At 43.5% G+C, this 16,835-nt stretch carries 14 protein-coding genes; 13 read left to right on the plus strand and 1 reads right to left on the minus strand.

All coding sequences use genetic code 11. The features are described from left to right. Nucleotides 1-36: 36 nt before the first annotated feature. The 8 genes from leuC to yihA all read left to right on the plus strand — a co-directional run bounded on the left by leuC (nucleotide 37) and on the right by yihA (nucleotide 11,130). Entirely contained in the window at nucleotides 37-1,455 is a 1,419-nt protein-coding gene (gene leuC, locus NST16_RS04050; RefSeq protein WP_340884136.1) for a 3-isopropylmalate dehydratase large subunit, read from the plus strand. A gap of 12 nt (nucleotides 1,456-1,467) precedes the next feature. Beyond that, nucleotides 1,468-2,067 carry a 3-isopropylmalate dehydratase small subunit gene (gene leuD, locus NST16_RS04055; RefSeq protein ID WP_010335187.1) on the plus strand — a complete coding sequence of 200 codons (600 nt, stop codon included), beginning with the start codon at nucleotides 1,468-1,470 and terminating at the stop codon, nucleotides 2,065-2,067. A gap of 122 nt (nucleotides 2,068-2,189) precedes the next feature. Continuing rightward, complete coding sequence (gene ddcA, locus NST16_RS04060) at nucleotides 2,190-3,194, plus strand: DNA damage checkpoint antagonist DdcA (protein WP_268445589.1); 1,005 nt, start codon at nucleotides 2,190-2,192, stop codon at nucleotides 3,192-3,194. A gap of 227 nt (nucleotides 3,195-3,421) precedes the next feature. Then, the gene (gene tig, locus NST16_RS04065) at nucleotides 3,422-4,696 is read left to right on the plus strand and encodes a trigger factor (protein ID WP_340884143.1); all 1,275 of its coding nucleotides are present in this window, start codon (nucleotides 3,422-3,424) and stop codon (nucleotides 4,694-4,696) included. A 271-nt stretch (nucleotides 4,697-4,967) separates the two neighbouring features. After that, nucleotides 4,968-6,230, plus strand: a complete 1,263-nt coding sequence (clpX, locus tag NST16_RS04070) for an ATP-dependent protease ATP-binding subunit ClpX (protein ID WP_010335184.1) — start codon at nucleotides 4,968-4,970, stop codon at nucleotides 6,228-6,230. Between the two features lie 152 nt (nucleotides 6,231-6,382). Beyond that, the gene (lonB, locus tag NST16_RS04075; RefSeq protein WP_340884146.1) at nucleotides 6,383-8,041 is read left to right on the plus strand and encodes an ATP-dependent protease LonB; all 1,659 of its coding nucleotides are present in this window, start codon (nucleotides 6,383-6,385) and stop codon (nucleotides 8,039-8,041) included. A 180-nt stretch (nucleotides 8,042-8,221) separates the two neighbouring features. Next, nucleotides 8,222-10,546 carry an endopeptidase La gene (gene lon, locus NST16_RS04080; RefSeq protein ID WP_340884148.1) on the plus strand — a complete coding sequence of 775 codons (2,325 nt, stop codon included), beginning with the start codon at nucleotides 8,222-8,224 and terminating at the stop codon, nucleotides 10,544-10,546. After that, complete coding sequence (yihA, locus tag NST16_RS04085) at nucleotides 10,543-11,130, plus strand: ribosome biogenesis GTP-binding protein YihA/YsxC (protein ID WP_010335181.1); 588 nt, start codon at nucleotides 10,543-10,545, stop codon at nucleotides 11,128-11,130. Before lon ends, yihA begins: the two co-directional genes overlap by 4 nt. Nucleotides 11,131-11,155: 25 nt before the next feature. Here yihA and NST16_RS04090 read toward each other — a convergent pair whose 3' ends face one another. Beyond that, entirely contained in the window at nucleotides 11,156-11,653 is a 498-nt protein-coding gene (locus tag NST16_RS04090) for a hypothetical protein (RefSeq protein WP_229146585.1), read from the minus strand. Between the two features lie 229 nt (nucleotides 11,654-11,882). Here NST16_RS04090 and hemA point away from each other — a divergent pair, with 229 nt between their 5' ends. Genes hemA through hemB form a run of 5 tightly spaced genes read left to right on the plus strand, consistent with a single transcriptional unit; the run spans nucleotide 11,883 to nucleotide 16,815 of the window. Further along, nucleotides 11,883-13,250: a glutamyl-tRNA reductase gene (gene hemA, locus NST16_RS04095; RefSeq protein WP_010335179.1), complete on the plus strand. Its 1,368-nt coding sequence runs from the start codon at nucleotides 11,883-11,885 to the stop codon at nucleotides 13,248-13,250. A gap of 7 nt (nucleotides 13,251-13,257) precedes the next feature. After that, a complete protein-coding gene (locus NST16_RS04100; RefSeq protein WP_340884157.1) occupies nucleotides 13,258-14,088 on the plus strand; it encodes a cytochrome c biogenesis protein in 831 nt (276 codons plus the stop codon). Between the two features lie 36 nt (nucleotides 14,089-14,124). Continuing rightward, complete coding sequence (gene hemC / locus NST16_RS04105) at nucleotides 14,125-15,066, plus strand: hydroxymethylbilane synthase (protein WP_010335177.1); 942 nt, start codon at nucleotides 14,125-14,127, stop codon at nucleotides 15,064-15,066. Further along, nucleotides 15,056-15,844, plus strand: a complete 789-nt coding sequence (hemD, locus tag NST16_RS04110) for a uroporphyrinogen-III synthase (RefSeq protein WP_340884161.1) — start codon at nucleotides 15,056-15,058, stop codon at nucleotides 15,842-15,844. The genes hemC and hemD overlap by 11 nt, the downstream gene beginning before the upstream one ends. Further along, nucleotides 15,841-16,815: a porphobilinogen synthase gene (hemB, locus tag NST16_RS04115; RefSeq protein WP_010335175.1), complete on the plus strand. Its 975-nt coding sequence runs from the start codon at nucleotides 15,841-15,843 to the stop codon at nucleotides 16,813-16,815. The genes hemD and hemB overlap by 4 nt, the downstream gene beginning before the upstream one ends. The last annotated feature ends 20 nt before the right edge of the window (nucleotides 16,816-16,835 follow it).

Below are 16,835 nucleotides of genomic sequence, written 5' to 3' on the forward strand. Positions count from 1 at the left end.
GCGGTCTTAGTTCATAGGTAGAGGGAGGAAATAAAGATGATGCCTCGAACGATCATCGAAAAGATTTGGGATCAGCATATTGTAAAACATGGTGAGGGAAAACCGGATCTTCTCTATATTGATTTGCATCTCATCCATGAGGTCACATCCCCTCAGGCATTTGAAGGGTTGAGACAAAAGGGAAGAAAGGTCAGAAAACCGCAAAATACTTTCGCGACGATGGACCACAACATTCCAACCGTCAATCGCTTTGAGATAACGGATGAAGTTGCGAAACGACAAGTGACAGCGCTTGAGCGGAACTGCGCAGAGTTTGGCGTACGCCTTGCCGATCTTCACAGTGTAGATCAGGGGATTGTCCATGTAGTCGGGCCTGAGCTTGGCTTAACGCTTCCGGGAAAAACGATCGTATGCGGCGACAGTCATACTTCGACTCACGGTGCATTTGGCGCCCTGGCATTTGGAATCGGAACGAGTGAGGTTGAACATGTTCTTTCTACACAGACACTGTGGCAGCAGCGTCCGAAAACGCTTGAGGTGCGTGTAGACGGGACACTGCAAAAAGGGGTAACCGCAAAGGATGTCATTCTTGCTGTTATCGGTAAATACGGCGTGAAATTCGGCACCGGTTACGTCATTGAATACACTGGGGAAGTATTCAGAAACATGACGATGGATGAGCGGATGACCGTTTGCAACATGTCAATTGAAGCCGGAGCAAGAGCAGGTTTGATTGCGCCTGACGAAGTGACATTTGAATATTGCAAAAATCGCAAGTACACGCCAAAAGGAGAAGAATTTGATAAAGCCGTAGAAGAATGGAAAGCGCTGCGCACTGATCCAGGCGCTGTTTACGATAAATCAATAGTGCTTGACGGCAATGACATTTCTCCTATGGTGACATGGGGTATCAACCCGGGAATGGTTCTTCCTGTCGATTCTGAAGTTCCGGCACCGGAAAGCTTTTCAGCGGAAGATGACAAAAAAGAAGCGATTCGCGCTTATGAATATATGGGGCTGACACCTCATCAGAAAATTGAAGATATCAAAGTGGAGCACGTATTTATCGGTTCCTGTACTAATTCACGCATGACTGACCTCCGCCAGGCTGCCGATATGATCAAAGGAAAAAAGGTAGCTGAAAGTGTTAGAGCAATCGTCGTGCCTGGATCTCAGAGCATAAAACTACAGGCTGAAAAGGAAGGGCTTCATCAGATCTTCTTAGACGCTGGATTTGAATGGAGAGAATCAGGCTGCAGCATGTGTTTGAGCATGAATAATGACGTGGTTCCTGAAGGAGAGCGCTGTGCGTCAACCTCTAACCGCAACTTTGAGGGCAGACAAGGAAAAGGCGCGAAAACACATCTCGTCAGCCCTGCGATGGCTGCGATGGCCGCCATTCACGGCCATTTCGTGGATGTCAGGAAGTTTTATCAGGAAAAAACAGTTGTGTAAGGAGTGCACGAGATGGAACCTTTGAAAACACATACGGGGAAAGCGGCCGTATTAAATCGTATTAATGTTGATACAGATCAGATCATTCCGAAACAATTTCTGAAGAGAATTGAAAGAACGGGCTACGGCCGTTTTGCATTCTTTGACTGGAGATATGATGCGAATGGTGAACCGAACCCGGAATTTGAACTGAACCAGCCGGCTTATGAAGGGGCATCCATTTTAATAGCGGGAGAAAACTTCGGCTGCGGGTCATCGCGTGAACACGCTCCGTGGGCGCTTGATGATTATGGCTTTAAAATCATTATTGCACCGTCATTTGCTGATATTTTCCACCAAAACTGCTTTAAAAACGGTATGCTGCCGATTCGCATGCCATATGACAATTGGAAAAAGCTTGTCGGACAATACGAAAATCAGTCACTGCAAATGACAGTCGATCTTGAGAATCAGCTTATTCACGACAGTGAAGGCAACCAGATCTCATTCGAAGTCGATCCGCATTGGAAAGAAATGCTAATTAACGGCTATGATGAAATTTCATTAACGCTTTTACTTGAAGATGAAATCAAGCAATTTGAGTCGCAGAGAAGCTCTTGGCTTCAAGCTTAAAAAAGCTGCCCGGCAATTTGTCCGGCAGTTTTTTTTTTGCCTGGCAGAACCTTTCCTTTCTTGTTTTTGTGTAAATGTGTTGATACACTTGAACAAAATAAATGCCTGAAAGGAATATAGGTATGACGCATGACAAGAAAAACGCAAAAATTATTCCTTTTCCTCATCTGAAAGACCGTCTGGTGGAAAAAGGAATGTCCTCGCTGAAGGAGAAAAAGTATCAAGAGGCGCTGGAACTGTTTTCAGAAGCAATGAAATATGATGATACTGAATCAGATCTTCACTTGGGCATGGCCATTTGCTTTTTGGAGCTGGGCGAATTGGAAGAGGCAAAACGTGTATGCGAAAAGATGCTGAAAGAAGGATATGGCCAGTATTTTACGGTCTTACAAGTGTACATGACGATCTTAATACAGCTTAAGAAATACGAAGAAGTAAAACGCACGATTGAAGCTGTCCTTGAGGAAAATCAGCTGCCTGCGGAAAGCGCCGAGCAATTTTATAAACTGCTTGATTTCAGCCGTAAAATGACCGATCCAGAGCGAGAGGACGAGGCTTGGGCCGAAGAGTATGAAGATGTGATTGACACGGAGAAAGTGTTAGCCAGCCCAGAGGAACAAATGAATTTGATCCATTCATTGAAAGACCGCAATGTAGCGAAGTATACGGGGCTGTTAAAAACAATTCTTGAAGATCCCGCTGCTCACCCGATTATCAAGACGATGATCGTGATGTTAATGGCGGAACACGACTACAGCAAACCGGTCCACATTACAAAATTCGGAGACTCTATGACAATCGAGCCGAGCGAGACTGTCCCGCCTGATGCCTCCCCGATTTTGCACCGCGTTCTCCGGGTGCTGGATGAAACGCTTGGGAATGAAAATCCAACCCTGTATGCAGCGGTAGAAGAACTGTGGAGAAGACATTTGTACGTTTTATATCCATTTCAGCCTAAATTGCTGTCTGCTGATCTTTGGGCGGCGGCCCTGCATAAAGTCGGCTATGAAATGCATGGGATTGAGATTGAAAGCGAAGAGCTGCATATGATGTATGAGTTTACCGACAGAGAACTTGATGAAGCGTGCACAATGATTAAAGATATTGAAGAAATTTCTTATTTGTAAATCACGCCATATAGTTGAAAGCGGTATGTGTTATGTTATAATATAATGGTTGTATTTGTGTATAACGGGTTATCAGAAATACGGTTGGACAGGCTTTACAGTTCATTATTAAAATGGATACATAATGATTCTGATCTTTGGCAGCTTCGTTTTTGTTGGACGAAGCCGAATGATTGCTTTAGAATGGAAGACCGACACAACCTGAATAGATTTTTGGAGGGAAACACATGTCTGTAAAATGGGAAAAACAAGAAGGCAACGAAGGCGTTTTAACTGTTGAAGTTGATGCTGAAACATTTAAAACGGCACTTGATGATGCATTTAAAAAAGTAGTTAAGCAAGTTTCAATTCCTGGATTCCGTAAAGGGAAAATTCCTCGCGGTTTATTCGAACAGCGCTTTGGCGTAGAAGCTCTTTACCAAGATGCTTTGGATATTCTTCTTCCTGTAGAATACCCTAAAGCGGTTGAAGAAGCTGGAATCGAGCCTGTAGACCGTCCTGAAATCGATGTTGAAAAAATCGAAAAAGGCGAAAGCTTAATCTTCACTGCAAAAGTAACAGTGAAACCTGAAGTGAAGCTTGGCGAATACAAAGGCTTAGGCATCGAAAAAGACGACACAGCTGTAACTGACGAAGATGTTCAAAACGAACTAAAAGCGCTTCAAGAGCGTCAAGCTGAGCTAGTTGTAAAAGAAGAAGGCGCTGTTGAAGAAGGAAACACTGTTGTTCTTGACTTCGAAGGATTCGTTGACGGCGAAGCATTCGAAGGCGGAAAAGCTGAAAACTATTCACTTGAAGTGGGTTCTGGTTCATTCATTCCTGGCTTCGAAGATCAGTTAGTCGGCCTTGAAGCAGGTGCTGAGAAGGATGTTGAAGTAACATTCCCTGAAGAGTACCACGCTGAAGATCTTGCCGGCAAACCAGCTGTCTTCAAAGTGAAAATTCACGAAATCAAAGCGAAAGAGCTTCCTGAACTTGACGATGAATTCGCAAAAGATATCGATGAAGAAGTGGAAACACTTGCTGAATTGACTGAAAAAACGAAGAAACGTTTAGAAGAAGCAAAAGAAAACGAAGCTGACGCTAAATTGCGTGAAGAACTTGTTCTGAAAGCCTCTGAAAACGCTGAAATCGATGTTCCTCAAGCGATGATCGATACTGAGCTTGACCGCATGCTGAAAGAATTCGAACAGCGTCTTCAAATGCAAGGCATGAACCTTGAGCTTTACACTCAATTCTCAGGCCAAGATGAAGCTGCGTTAAAAGAGCAAATGAAAGAAGATGCTGCAAAACGCGTTAAATCTAACCTGACTCTTGAGGCAATTGCGAAAGCGGAAAACCTTGAAGTAACAGGTGAGGAAGTTGATGCTGAGCTTTCTAAAATGGCTGAAGCATACAACATGCCTGTTGAAAATATCAAACAAGCCATCGGTTCTACTGACGCGATGAAAGAAGATTTAAAAGTTCGCAAAGCAATTGATTTTCTTGTAGAAAACCGTTAATATGGTGCATAATAATAGTAATAATAAAACAGGGCGCGAATCATTCGTGCCTTGTTTTGTACAATTATGATATATCTCTTTTTCTTGGGGCAAGATAGTTAATGCAGGGCTGTTTTTTGTCATACATATAGAATGTGCAAGTCAGAAACACAATGTTACCGTCTTTTTGGAAAGTATGGTAAAATGCAATACATACTCGTTCGTTTCAAGAATCATTTTCTTTTGCTCTGCCGGTAAAAGAAAAAGTGAGACAAGATTAAGGGGTGAAAGAATGTTTAAATTCAACGAGGAAAAAGGACAATTAAAATGCTCGTTCTGTGGAAAAACACAAGATCAGGTTCGTAAGCTTGTAGCTGGACCTGGTGTATATATATGTGACGAATGTATCGAACTCTGCACTGAAATTGTGGAGGAAGAACTCGGAACAGAAGAAGAAGTAGAATTTAAAGATGTGCCGAAGCCGCAGGAAATCCGTGAAATTCTGAATGAATATGTCATCGGTCAGGATCAAGCGAAGAAATCACTCGCTGTTGCTGTGTATAACCACTATAAGCGCATTAACTCAAACAGCAAAGTGGACGATGTCGAGCTTTCGAAAAGTAACATTTCATTAATCGGCCCGACAGGAAGCGGTAAAACCCTTCTTGCGCAAACGTTAGCCCGTATTTTAAATGTGCCGTTTGCGATTGCTGACGCTACGTCCCTGACAGAAGCTGGATATGTGGGTGAAGATGTAGAGAATATTCTCTTGAAACTCATCCAAGCTGCTGACTACGACGTGGAAAAAGCGGAAAAAGGCATTATTTATATTGATGAAATCGATAAAGTGGCAAGAAAGTCTGAAAACCCGTCTATCACACGTGATGTGTCAGGTGAAGGTGTGCAGCAGGCGTTGCTGAAAATTCTTGAAGGAACTGTGGCGAGTGTGCCGCCTCAAGGCGGACGTAAGCACCCTCATCAAGAGTTTATTCAAATTGACACAACAAACATTTTGTTCATTTGCGGCGGTGCCTTCGATGGTATCGAACAAATCATCAAACGCCGTTTAGGACAAAAAGTGATTGGCTTTGGTTCTGATAATAAGGTTGCAGATCTGGAGAAAGAAGACCTTCTTTCAAAAGTGCTTCCAGAAGACTTGCTCCGTTTCGGATTAATTCCGGAGTTCATTGGACGTCTTCCTGTTATTGCAAGCCTTGAAAAGCTTGATGAAGAAGCATTGGTTGCGATCTTAACAAAACCGAAAAACGCTCTTGTGAAGCAGTTTAAGAAAATGCTTGAGCTGGATAATGTTGAGCTTGAGTTTGAAGAAGAAGCGCTGTCTGAAATTGCCAAAAAAGCAATTGAGCGTAAGACTGGAGCACGCGGACTCCGTTCTATCATTGAAGGCATTATGCTTGATGTGATGTTTGACCTGCCTTCCCGTGATGACATTGAAAAATGTGTGATTACTGGAGCGACTGTAACGCATGGAGAGCCGCCTCGCCTTTTGTTAAAGGACGGTACTGAGGTTAGCCAAGATAAAACGTCTGCTTAAAAATGAAAAAAAACCTCCTGAGTGGTAACATTCAGGAGGTTTTTTTGTTGTGTAAACTCTTCCGGAAAACGTTTATTCCCCTCTTCTGTGGGAGATACTAGCAATCAGAGGAATGAATTGGATACATAAATTGTTTTTCAGGAGGGACCACCATGAGTTGGACAGGGATCGCATTATTTATTCAGCTGTTTTTTGGGATCATCATTGGTTTGTATTTTTGGAATTTGCTTAAAAATCAGAGGACACAAAAAGTCACGATAGATAAGGAATCAAAGAAGGAAATGGAGCAGCTTCGCAAAATGAGGGCTATCAGCTTGTCCGAACCGTTATCTGAAAAGGTGCGCCCTAAAAGCTTTCAAGATATCGTCGGTCAGGAAGACGGGATTAAAGCGTTAAAAGCGGCGTTGTGCGGACCGAACCCCCAGCACGTCATTGTCTATGGACCGCCGGGAGTCGGAAAAACAGCTGCTGCACGGCTTGTGTTAGAGGAAGCCAAAAAACATAAGCAATCACCTTTTAAAGAGCAGGCTGTTTTTGTGGAACTCGATGCGACAACGGCTCGATTTGATGAAAGAGGAATTGCGGATCCGCTTATTGGATCTGTACATGATCCGATATACCAAGGGGCCGGAGCGATGGGACAGGCGGGTATTCCGCAGCCGAAGCAGGGGGCTGTCACGCATGCCCACGGCGGTGTATTGTTTATTGATGAAATTGGGGAGCTGCACCCTATTCAAATGAATAAAATGCTGAAGGTGCTTGAGGACCGGAAAGTCTTTTTAGACAGTGCTTATTACAGCGAAGAAAATACACAAATACCGAACCATATTCACGATATTTTTCAAAATGGGCTTCCAGCCGATTTTCGTTTGATCGGTGCGACAACTAGAATGCCAAATGAAATCCCTCCGGCAATCCGATCCCGCTGTCTAGAAGTGTTTTTCCGCGAGCTTGAGAAAGATGAGCTGAAATCAGTTGCCAAAACAGCCGTGGATAAGATTGAAAAGAATATTTCTGAAGAGGGACTTGATTTGTTGACCAGCTATACACGGAACGGCCGGGAAGCAGTCAATATGATTCAAATCGCGGCGGGAATGGCGGTGACCGAGGACCGGAAGGACATCACCATTGAGGATATAGAATGGGTGATTCATTCCAGTCAGCTTACCCCTAAGCACGAGCAGAAAATCGGCTCTGCACCGCAAATCGGCATTGTAAATGGACTCGCAGTGTATGGCCCTAACAGCGGTTCGCTGCTGGAAATCGAAGTGAACGTAACACCGGCTCAGGATAAAGGGTCAATTAACATTACCGGAATAGCAGAAGAAGAAAGCATCGGCAGCCAATCAAAATCAATTCGCCGGAAAAGCATGGCAAAGGGCTCGGTTGAAAATGTGCTAACCGTATTGCGTACAATGGGAATGAAGCCTTCTGACTACGATATCCACATTAATTTTCCGGGCGGCATTCCGATTGACGGGCCGTCAGCAGGTATTGCCATGGCGGCGGGAATTTTTTCAGCCGTTCATAAAGTTCCGATTGACAACAAGGTAGCTATGACAGGCGAGATCAGTCTAAACGGACTTGTAAAACCGATTGGGGGCGTGATCCCGAAAATTAAAGCCGCAAAACAATCCGGTGCCAAAAAAGTCATTATCCCATATGAAAATCAGCAATCAATTTTAAAACAGATTGAAGGAATCAAAATTGTGGCGGTGAAAACGTTCCAGGAAGTGCTTGATGAAATTTTAGTGAATCCGCCTACTGAACAAAAACCGTTAAACATGCAAATGAATAAAGAATCAGTCTGACCCTATTTTTAAAATAGGGTTTTTTTTATGAAGGACATCTTTTCCTTTTTCAGATGAGAAAGAAAGGGTATACTACGAGGAGACTGTGTTATAGAAAAGCTGAACCATGCCGTTTATTGTACAAGGATGAAAAAGTTGTATTATAATGGTTCATACTAAAGTCACGGAGGTGTCAGTCACATGGCAGAAGAATTAAAACGCAGCATCCCGCTCCTCCCTTTAAGAGGTTTATTAGTGTACCCGACAATGGTTTTGCACTTAGATGTAGGACGTGACAAGTCGGTTCAGGCCCTTGAACAGGCAATGATGCATGATCATATGATATTTTTAGCTACTCAGCAGGATATTTCGATAGACGAACCGGGTGAAGATGAAATTTTTACTGTCGGCACCTATACGAAAATTAAACAAATGCTGAAGCTTCCAAACGGTACAATCCGTGTGCTGGTGGAAGGTATACAGCGCGCCCAGATCATTGATTACAATGAGCATGAGGATTATACGTCGGTAGACATTCAGCTGATCCAAGAAGATGATTCAAAAGATACAGAAGACGAAGCGCTGATGCGGACTTTGTTGGACCACTTTGATCAGTACATAAAAATTTCGAAAAAAATCTCAGCCGAAACGTACGCCGCGGTTACTGATATCGAAGAGCCGGGCAGAATGGCAGACATTGTTGCTTCTCACCTGCCTCTTAAACTAAAGGATAAGCAGGATATTTTAGAAACGGCCGATGTCAAAGACAGACTGAATAAGGTCATTGATTTTATCAACAATGAAAAAGAAGTGCTTGAGATCGAGAAAAAAATTGGCCAGCGTGTCAAACGTTCAATGGAGCGTACGCAAAAGGAATATTATTTGCGCGAACAGATGAAGGCGATTCAAAAAGAGCTAGGCGATAAAGAAGGCAAAACAGGTGAAGTTCAATCGCTGACCGAAAAAATCGAAGAAGCGGGTATGCCTGAACATGTGAAGGAAACGGCTCTTAAAGAATTAAACAGATATGAAAAAATTCCGTCCAGTTCTGCCGAAAGTTCTGTTATCCGCAATTATATTGACTGGCTGGTCGCTCTCCCATGGACGGATGAGACAGAAGATAAGCTTGATTTAAAAGAGGCTGAACATCTTTTGGACAAAGAACATCATGGACTTGAAAAAGTGAAAGAGCGTATTTTAGAATATTTGGCGGTTCAGAAGCTGACAAAATCCTTAAAAGGTCCGATTCTCTGTTTGGCAGGACCACCGGGGGTCGGAAAAACGTCCTTAGCCAAATCGATTGCTAAAAGTATGGATCGGAAATTTGTCAGAATTTCACTTGGCGGGGTGCGCGACGAATCAGAAATTCGCGGGCACAGACGGACATATGTCGGGGCAATGCCGGGACGTATTATTCAAGGCATGAAAAAAGCCGGCAAGCTGAATCCGGTATTCTTACTGGATGAAATTGATAAAATGTCTTCTGATTTCAGAGGCGATCCGTCATCCGCAATGCTTGAAGTGCTTGATCCAGAGCAAAACAGCACCTTCAGCGACCACTACATTGAGGAGACCTTTGATCTGTCAAAAGTGCTCTTTATCGCTACGGCTAACAATTTGGCGACAATCCCGGGACCGCTTAGAGACAGAATGGAAATCATTAATATTGCGGGCTACACGGAAGTGGAAAAACTTGAAATTGTGAAAGATCACCTTCTTCCGAAGCAGATCAAGGAGCATGGGCTCAAAAAGAGCAACCTGCAGCTGCGTGATCAGGCCATTCTTGATATTATCCGTTATTATACGAGAGAAGCAGGTGTGAGAAATCTCGAGCGCCAGCTTGCTGCCATCTGCCGCAAGGCTGCAAAAGCCATTGTTTCTGAAGATAGAAAACGGATTACAGTTACGGAGAAAAATCTTCAAGACTTTATCGGAAAACGAATGTTCAGATATGGACAAGCAGAAACGGAAGATCAGGTGGGCGTAGTCACGGGGCTGGCTTATACAACTGTCGGCGGAGATACGCTGTCGATCGAAGTATCGCTTTCTCCAGGGAAAGGCAAACTGATCCTGACGGGTAAGCTTGGCGATGTCATGAGAGAGTCTGCTCAGGCGGCTTTCAGCTACGTGCGTTCAAAAACAGAAGAACTTGGCATTGAACCTGACTTTCATGAGAAGTATGATATTCATATACATGTTCCTGAGGGTGCGGTGCCTAAAGATGGTCCGTCTGCCGGTATAACAATGGCGACTGCGCTTGTTTCTGCTTTAACAGGACGGGCGGTATCGCGTAAAGTCGGAATGACTGGCGAAATTACACTTCGCGGGCGCGTGCTGCCGATCGGCGGACTGAAAGAAAAAGCGCTCGGGGCACATAGAGCGGGATTGACGACGATTATTGCACCAAAAGATAATGAAAAAGATATAGAGGATATTCCAGAAAGCGTCAGAGAGGGGCTCACATTTATATTGGCATCCCACTTAGACGAAGTTCTGGAACATGCCCTAGTAGGAGAGAAGAAATGAAAGTCACAAAGTCAGAAATCGTAATCAGTGCAGTTAAACCTGAACAGTACCCTGAAGGGGGGCTTCCGGAGATTGCATTGGCCGGAAGATCGAACGTAGGAAAGTCATCTTTTATCAATTCATTGATTAATCGTAAAAATCTTGCGAGAACATCATCGAAACCAGGAAAAACACAAACATTAAATTTCTACATTATTAATGACGAATTGCATTTTGTTGATGTACCGGGTTACGGTTTTGCCAAAGTGTCAAAATCCGAGCGTGAAGCTTGGGGCAGAATGATTGAAACCTACATCACGACACGCGAGGAATTGAAAGCAGTTGTGCAGATTGTTGATTTGCGGCATGCACCGTCTAATGATGATGTGCAGATGTATGAATTCTTAAAGTATTACGGCATTCCTGTTATTATTATCGCTACAAAAGCGGACAAGATTCCGAAAGGAAAATGGGACAAACACGCGAAGGTTGTCCGACAGACATTAAATATTGATCCGGAAGACGAGCTGATTCTCTACTCCTCAGAAACGAAAAAGGGGAAAGACGAAGCTTGGGGAGTGATCAAAAAAATGATAAACCGGTAGAGATTGATCTCTGCCGGTTTTTTATTTATCGTATAGATTTTTTTCGTTTTATCAATAATAACAATAAACTGATTCCGATAAACACAAACGGCCAATACTCTTTCAGCAGGGCCGTGGGAATATGCGCAGACTCAAGCCAAGCCATAATCTGTTTGAAAAAGTAAAGAAATAGGGAAAAACAAATCATCGAAACAGCTTCATATACATATTCTGTTTTCTGAACGGTTGAAACGAGCAGCGAGAAGCCGACCATGAAGAGAAGCATTTCAAAATCATCCGGCCACCATGTCCACTTTGGCTTAACGAAAAAGTGCAAACCGATTCCGAAGAGAAGCAAGCCGATAAAGAAATGCGGGGAAACTGCTTCTTTTTTTCCTTGGTATATAAAGGCTGCGCCTAACAGCATAAGAAGAACAGGCCATTGATCCTGTCCTGAAAACAGTTCGGCTTGGCCGCTTTCAAGCCATGCGTATACGGAAGCGGCGAGCAGCAGACAAGGAAATAAAATTGATTTTTGTTTCATGCATATCACCTTCTTGTTATCTAGAGCTGATTTTTAGTAAATTTCTGCTGTTTTTGTTATTGTCAATAGGAACATATTTTGTTCGTGAAGCTTTTTCTAATATAGCACAAGATTTTTGAAATCTGTTCACATTTTGCGAAAGAAACTATGTTATAATTATTATAAATAATGAATTCTATGTTAGAATGATTATAAATAAAGTTTGGGTGTTGGGGGTGTAATAAAAGCTATGCATATACTTGTTGTGGGAGTAGATTATAAATCCGCCCCTATTGAGATACGTGAAAAAGTAAGTTTTCAGCCGAATGAGCTTGCAGAAGCGATGGTGCAGCTAAAAGCAGAGAAAAGCATTCTCGAAAATATCATCGTATCAACCTGCAACCGCACCGAAATTTATGCGGTAGTCGACCAGCTCCATACCGGCCGTTATTATATAAAGAAATTTTTAGCTGACTGGTTTCACTTAAGCAAAGAAGACCTGTCTCCGTTTTTAAGATTTTATGAAAGCGATGCGGCTGTTGAGCATTTGTTCCGTGTAGCCTGCGGATTGGATTCTATGGTGATCGGTGAAACGCAAATTCTCGGCCAGGTGCGCGATAGCTTCAAAACAGCTCAGCAAGAAAAAACGATTGGCACGATTTTTAATGAGTTGTTTAAGCAGGCAGTTACAGTGGGTAAACGGACTCACGCCGAAACAGACATTGGCTCTAATGCAGTGTCTGTTAGCTATGCGGCCGTTGAGCTTGCGAAAAAAATCTTCGGAAACCTTTCAAGTAAGCATATATTAATCCTTGGTGCGGGAAAGATGGGCGAGCTTGCAGCCGAAAATCTGCACGGACAGGGGATCGGAAAAGTGACCGTCATTAACAGAACATACTTGAAAGCGAAAGAACTTGCAGACCGTTTCTCCGGTGAAGCGCGAAGCTTAAATCAGCTTGAAAGCGCGCTTGCAGAAGCCGATATTTTAATCAGCTCTACCGGTGCGAGTGATTTTGTTGTGTCTAAAGATATGATGGAAAACGCGAATAAGCTTCGCAAGGGCCGTCCTTTATTTATGGTGGACATCGCCGTGCCAAGAGACTTGGATCCCGCTTTGAACGATCTTGAGGGCGTCTTCCTTTATGATATAGACGATCTTGAAGGGATCGTAGAAGCGAACTTGAAAGAGCGGAGAGAAACCGCTGAGAAGGTGGAACTGTTAATCGAAGAAACCATTGTGGAATTTAAACAATGGCTGAACACACTCGGTGTAGTGCCTGTGATTTCCGCATTGCGTGAAAAGGCGCTGGCAATCCAGTCTGAAACGATGGACAGCATCGAACGGAAGCTACCACATTTGACGACAAGAGAGAAAAAACTTTTGAATAAACATACGAAAAGTATCATTAACCAAATGCTGCGCGACCCAATATTAAAGGTGAAAGAACTTGCGGCAGAGGCTGATTCTGAAGAAAAGCTGGCTTTATTTATGCAGATTTTTGATATTGAAGAAGCTGCGGGCCGGCAAATGATCAAAAGCGTTGAAGGCAGCCAAGAGGTCCATTCTTATAAGAAGGCTGAATCAAGAGCGGGGTTTGCCCCACTTGTAAGTGAGTGAAAGCTGAATGATTGATACTGCAATGGCAAGGCTTAATGAAGGGACAATCGTCATTTACGCATTAAGTGTACTCTTTTATTTTATAGATTTTCTTCAACACAACCGGAAGGCTGGGAAAATGGCCTTCTGGTTGCTTTCTATTGTCTGGACTCTGCAAACCGTGTATTTAGCCTATTTTATGTGGGTGACGGGGAGGTTTCCGGTATTAAATGTGACGGAGGCGCTTTATTTTTATGCTTGGGTGCTTGTCACACTGTCACTTGTGCTGACAAAGCTGCTGCGTGTTGATTTTATTGTGTTTTTTACAAATGTAATAGGGTTTGCTATGATCGCCATTCATACATTTTCACCGACGGAGCAGCAGTCAGCGGCTTTTTCGGGTCAGCTCGTATCAGAGCTATTAGTGATTCATATTACAATGGCAATTCTTTCTTACGGCGCTTTTTCCCTTTCCTTTGTATTTTCTGTGCTCTATTTGTTTCAATATCATTTGTTAAAAAAGAAAAAATGGGGAAAGTGGCTGTTGAGAATAGAAGATTTGTCTAAGCTTGATTATATGGCGTACGTACTGAATGTCATTGGCGTCCCGATGCTCTTGCTGAGTTTGATTCTCGGCATCATTTGGGCGTATGTGTCACTAGAAACGCTGTATTGGTTCGACGCCAAAGTGCTTGGTTCGTTTGTCGTCCTGCTTCTGTACAGCTACTATCTCTATATCAGGCTGATTAAAGAGCTTCAGGGGAAGGTCGCCGCACTGTGGAATACGGCTTGTTTTCTCGTGCTGATGATCAATTATTTCCTGCTCGGAAGCCTGTCTCAATTCCATTGGTTCAGTTAAATAATGTGCCCAAGCAGATTCGGGAGGAAAGAAAATATGAGAACGATAAAAGTAGGTTCCAGACGGAGCAAACTCGCTATGACCCAAACAAAATGGGTGATCCGCAAACTGAAGGAAATCAATCCTTCTTTTGCTTTTGACATAAAAGAAATCGTCACAAAGGGTGACCGGATTGTCGATGTTACCCTGTCAAAAGTGGGAGGAAAAGGGCTGTTTGTTAAAGAAATCGAACAAGCGCTTTTAAACGAAGACATTGATATGGCGGTTCACAGCATGAAGGATATGCCTGCCGTTTTGCCTGAAGGCCTTGTGATCGGCTGTATTCCTGAACGGGAAGATCCTCGTGACGCTCTTATTTCAAAGAATCGTGTAAAGCTTTCTGAATTGAAGGAAGGTGCTGTCATCGGCACAAGCAGTTTAAGAAGAAGCGCACAGCTTTTGATTGAGCGCCCTGACATTACAATTAAATGGATTAGAGGTAATATAGATACGAGACTTCAAAAGCTGGAAAACGAAGATTACGATGCAATTATTTTAGCTGCGGCAGGGCTTTCCAGAATGGGCTGGAAGCAGGATGTCGTAACTGAATTTCTTGAGCCTGAGCGCTGTCTTCCAGCTGTTGGCCAGGGCGCTCTTGCAATTGAGTGCCGAGAATCAGATCAAGAGCTTTTAGCGTTATTTTCTCAGTTTACGGATGAGTACACAAAACGGACTGTACTGGCAGAGCGTGCCTACTTAAACGCAATGGAGGGCGGCTGTCAGGTGCCGATCGCCGGCTACTCGGTGATAAACGGCCAGGATGAAATTGAACTGACAGGGCTTGTGGCTTCACCAGATGGAAAAATGACTTTCAAAGAAACCGTCACCGGAAACGACCCGGTGGAAGTCGGTAAGCGCTGTGCGGCTCTCATGACTGATAAAGGCGCTAAAGCTTTAATCGATCGCGTAAAACGGGAGCTTGATGAGGATGGTAAATGATGTTCCTTTGAAAGGAAAAACAGTGCTTGTCACCCGCAATAAGACGCAGGCAAAATCGTTTCAGCAGAAAGTGGAGAAGCTTGGCGGAAAAGCGGTACTGACCTCGTTGATCACGTTTCGCCGAGCTCTGCCGAATGATCTGGCGGAACAGGTGCGAATTGATCTTGCCGTACCCGGCTGGCTTGTGTTTACGAGTGTTAATGGAGCGGATTTCTTTTTTTCTTATCTAAAAGAAAATCAGCTAATTGTTCCCGGTCATAAAAAAATTGCGGCTGTTGGTGAAAAAACCGCACGCCGTTTGGAATCGTATGACGTATCGGTTGATGTAATGCCTCATGACTATATTGCAGAACGATTGGCTGACGCTCTTAAGCAGCATGCCGAACCGTCAGAACGGATTACGGTCATAAAAGGCAATTTATCTCGCGATGTGATAAAAAAAGAGCTTACGCCTCTTGGCTTTGTTGTGAAGGAATGGGTCGTATATGAGACCGTTCCTGATGAAGATGGCATCAAGGAATTAAAGAATGCCGCGAATCAGCATTTATTTGATTTTGTGACATTTACAAGCTCATCAACCGTACATACATTTATGCATGTTCTGGGAGAAGGATTAAAAAAATGGCAGGCGCACCAAACGGCCTACATCAGCATCGGACCATTAACGAGGGACGCTCTGCTGTCGTACGGAATCACGTCGTATATGCCTGATACATTTACAATTGACGGTATGCTTGATTTAATGTGCCGCATGTCTAGAAAGGAAGATAGAATATGAGTCAATCATTTAACAGACACCGCCGTTTGCGGTCATCAAAAGCAATGAGAGAGATGGTAAAAGAAACTCGTCTGCATCCATCTGATTTTATTTACCCGATCTTTGTCGTTGAAGGTTTAGAAGGAAAAAAAGCTGTTCCTTCAATGCCTGATGTTTATCATGTATCTTTAGATCTATTAAAGGATGAAGTGGCTGAGCTGGTCAGTCTCGGAATTCAATCCGTCATTGTTTTCGGCATACCTGAAGAAAAAGATGATTGCGGAACGCAAGCTTACCATGATCATGGGATTGTGCAAGAAGCAATTGCGGAAATTAAAAAGCATTTCCCTGAGCTGGTTGTCGTCGCTGATACATGCCTATGTGAATATACAGATCACGGACATTGCGGTCTCGTCAAAGACGGACAGATCTTGAATGATGAATCCTTGGAGCTATTGGCGCAGACAGCTGTCAGCCAAGCAAAAGCCGGAGCGGATATCATTGCGCCTTCTAACATGATGGACGGATTTGTGACGGTTATCAGAGAAGCGTTAGATAAAGAAGGATTCATCAATATTCCGATCATGTCTTACGCTGTGAAATATTCAAGTGAGTTTTACGGTCCGTTCCGTGATGCAGCAAACAGCACGCCTCAATTTGGCGACCGCAAAACGTATCAAATGGATCCTGCCAACCGTCTGGAAGCACTCCGTGAAGCACAATCAGATGTTGAGGAAGGTGCGGACTTCCTGATTGTGAAACCTTCACTTTCTTATATGGATATCATGCGGGATGTAAAAAATGAGTTCACATTGCCGCTTGTGGCTTATAATGTAAGCGGAGAGTACTCTATGGTGAAGGCTGCAGCTCAGAACGGCTGGATCAAGGAAAAAGAGATTGTCTTAGAAATTTTGACAAGTATGAAGCGTGCGGGTGCCGACCTGATTATCACGTATCATGCAAAAGACGCAGCAAAATGGCTTGCGGAGTAATCTTATTCAGTTGACAGGAG

The organism is Bacillus sp. FSL K6-1005, from assembly GCF_038000225.1.
In the GTDB taxonomy this organism is placed as follows: domain Bacteria; phylum Bacillota; class Bacilli; order Bacillales; family Bacillaceae; genus Bacillus; species Bacillus mojavensis.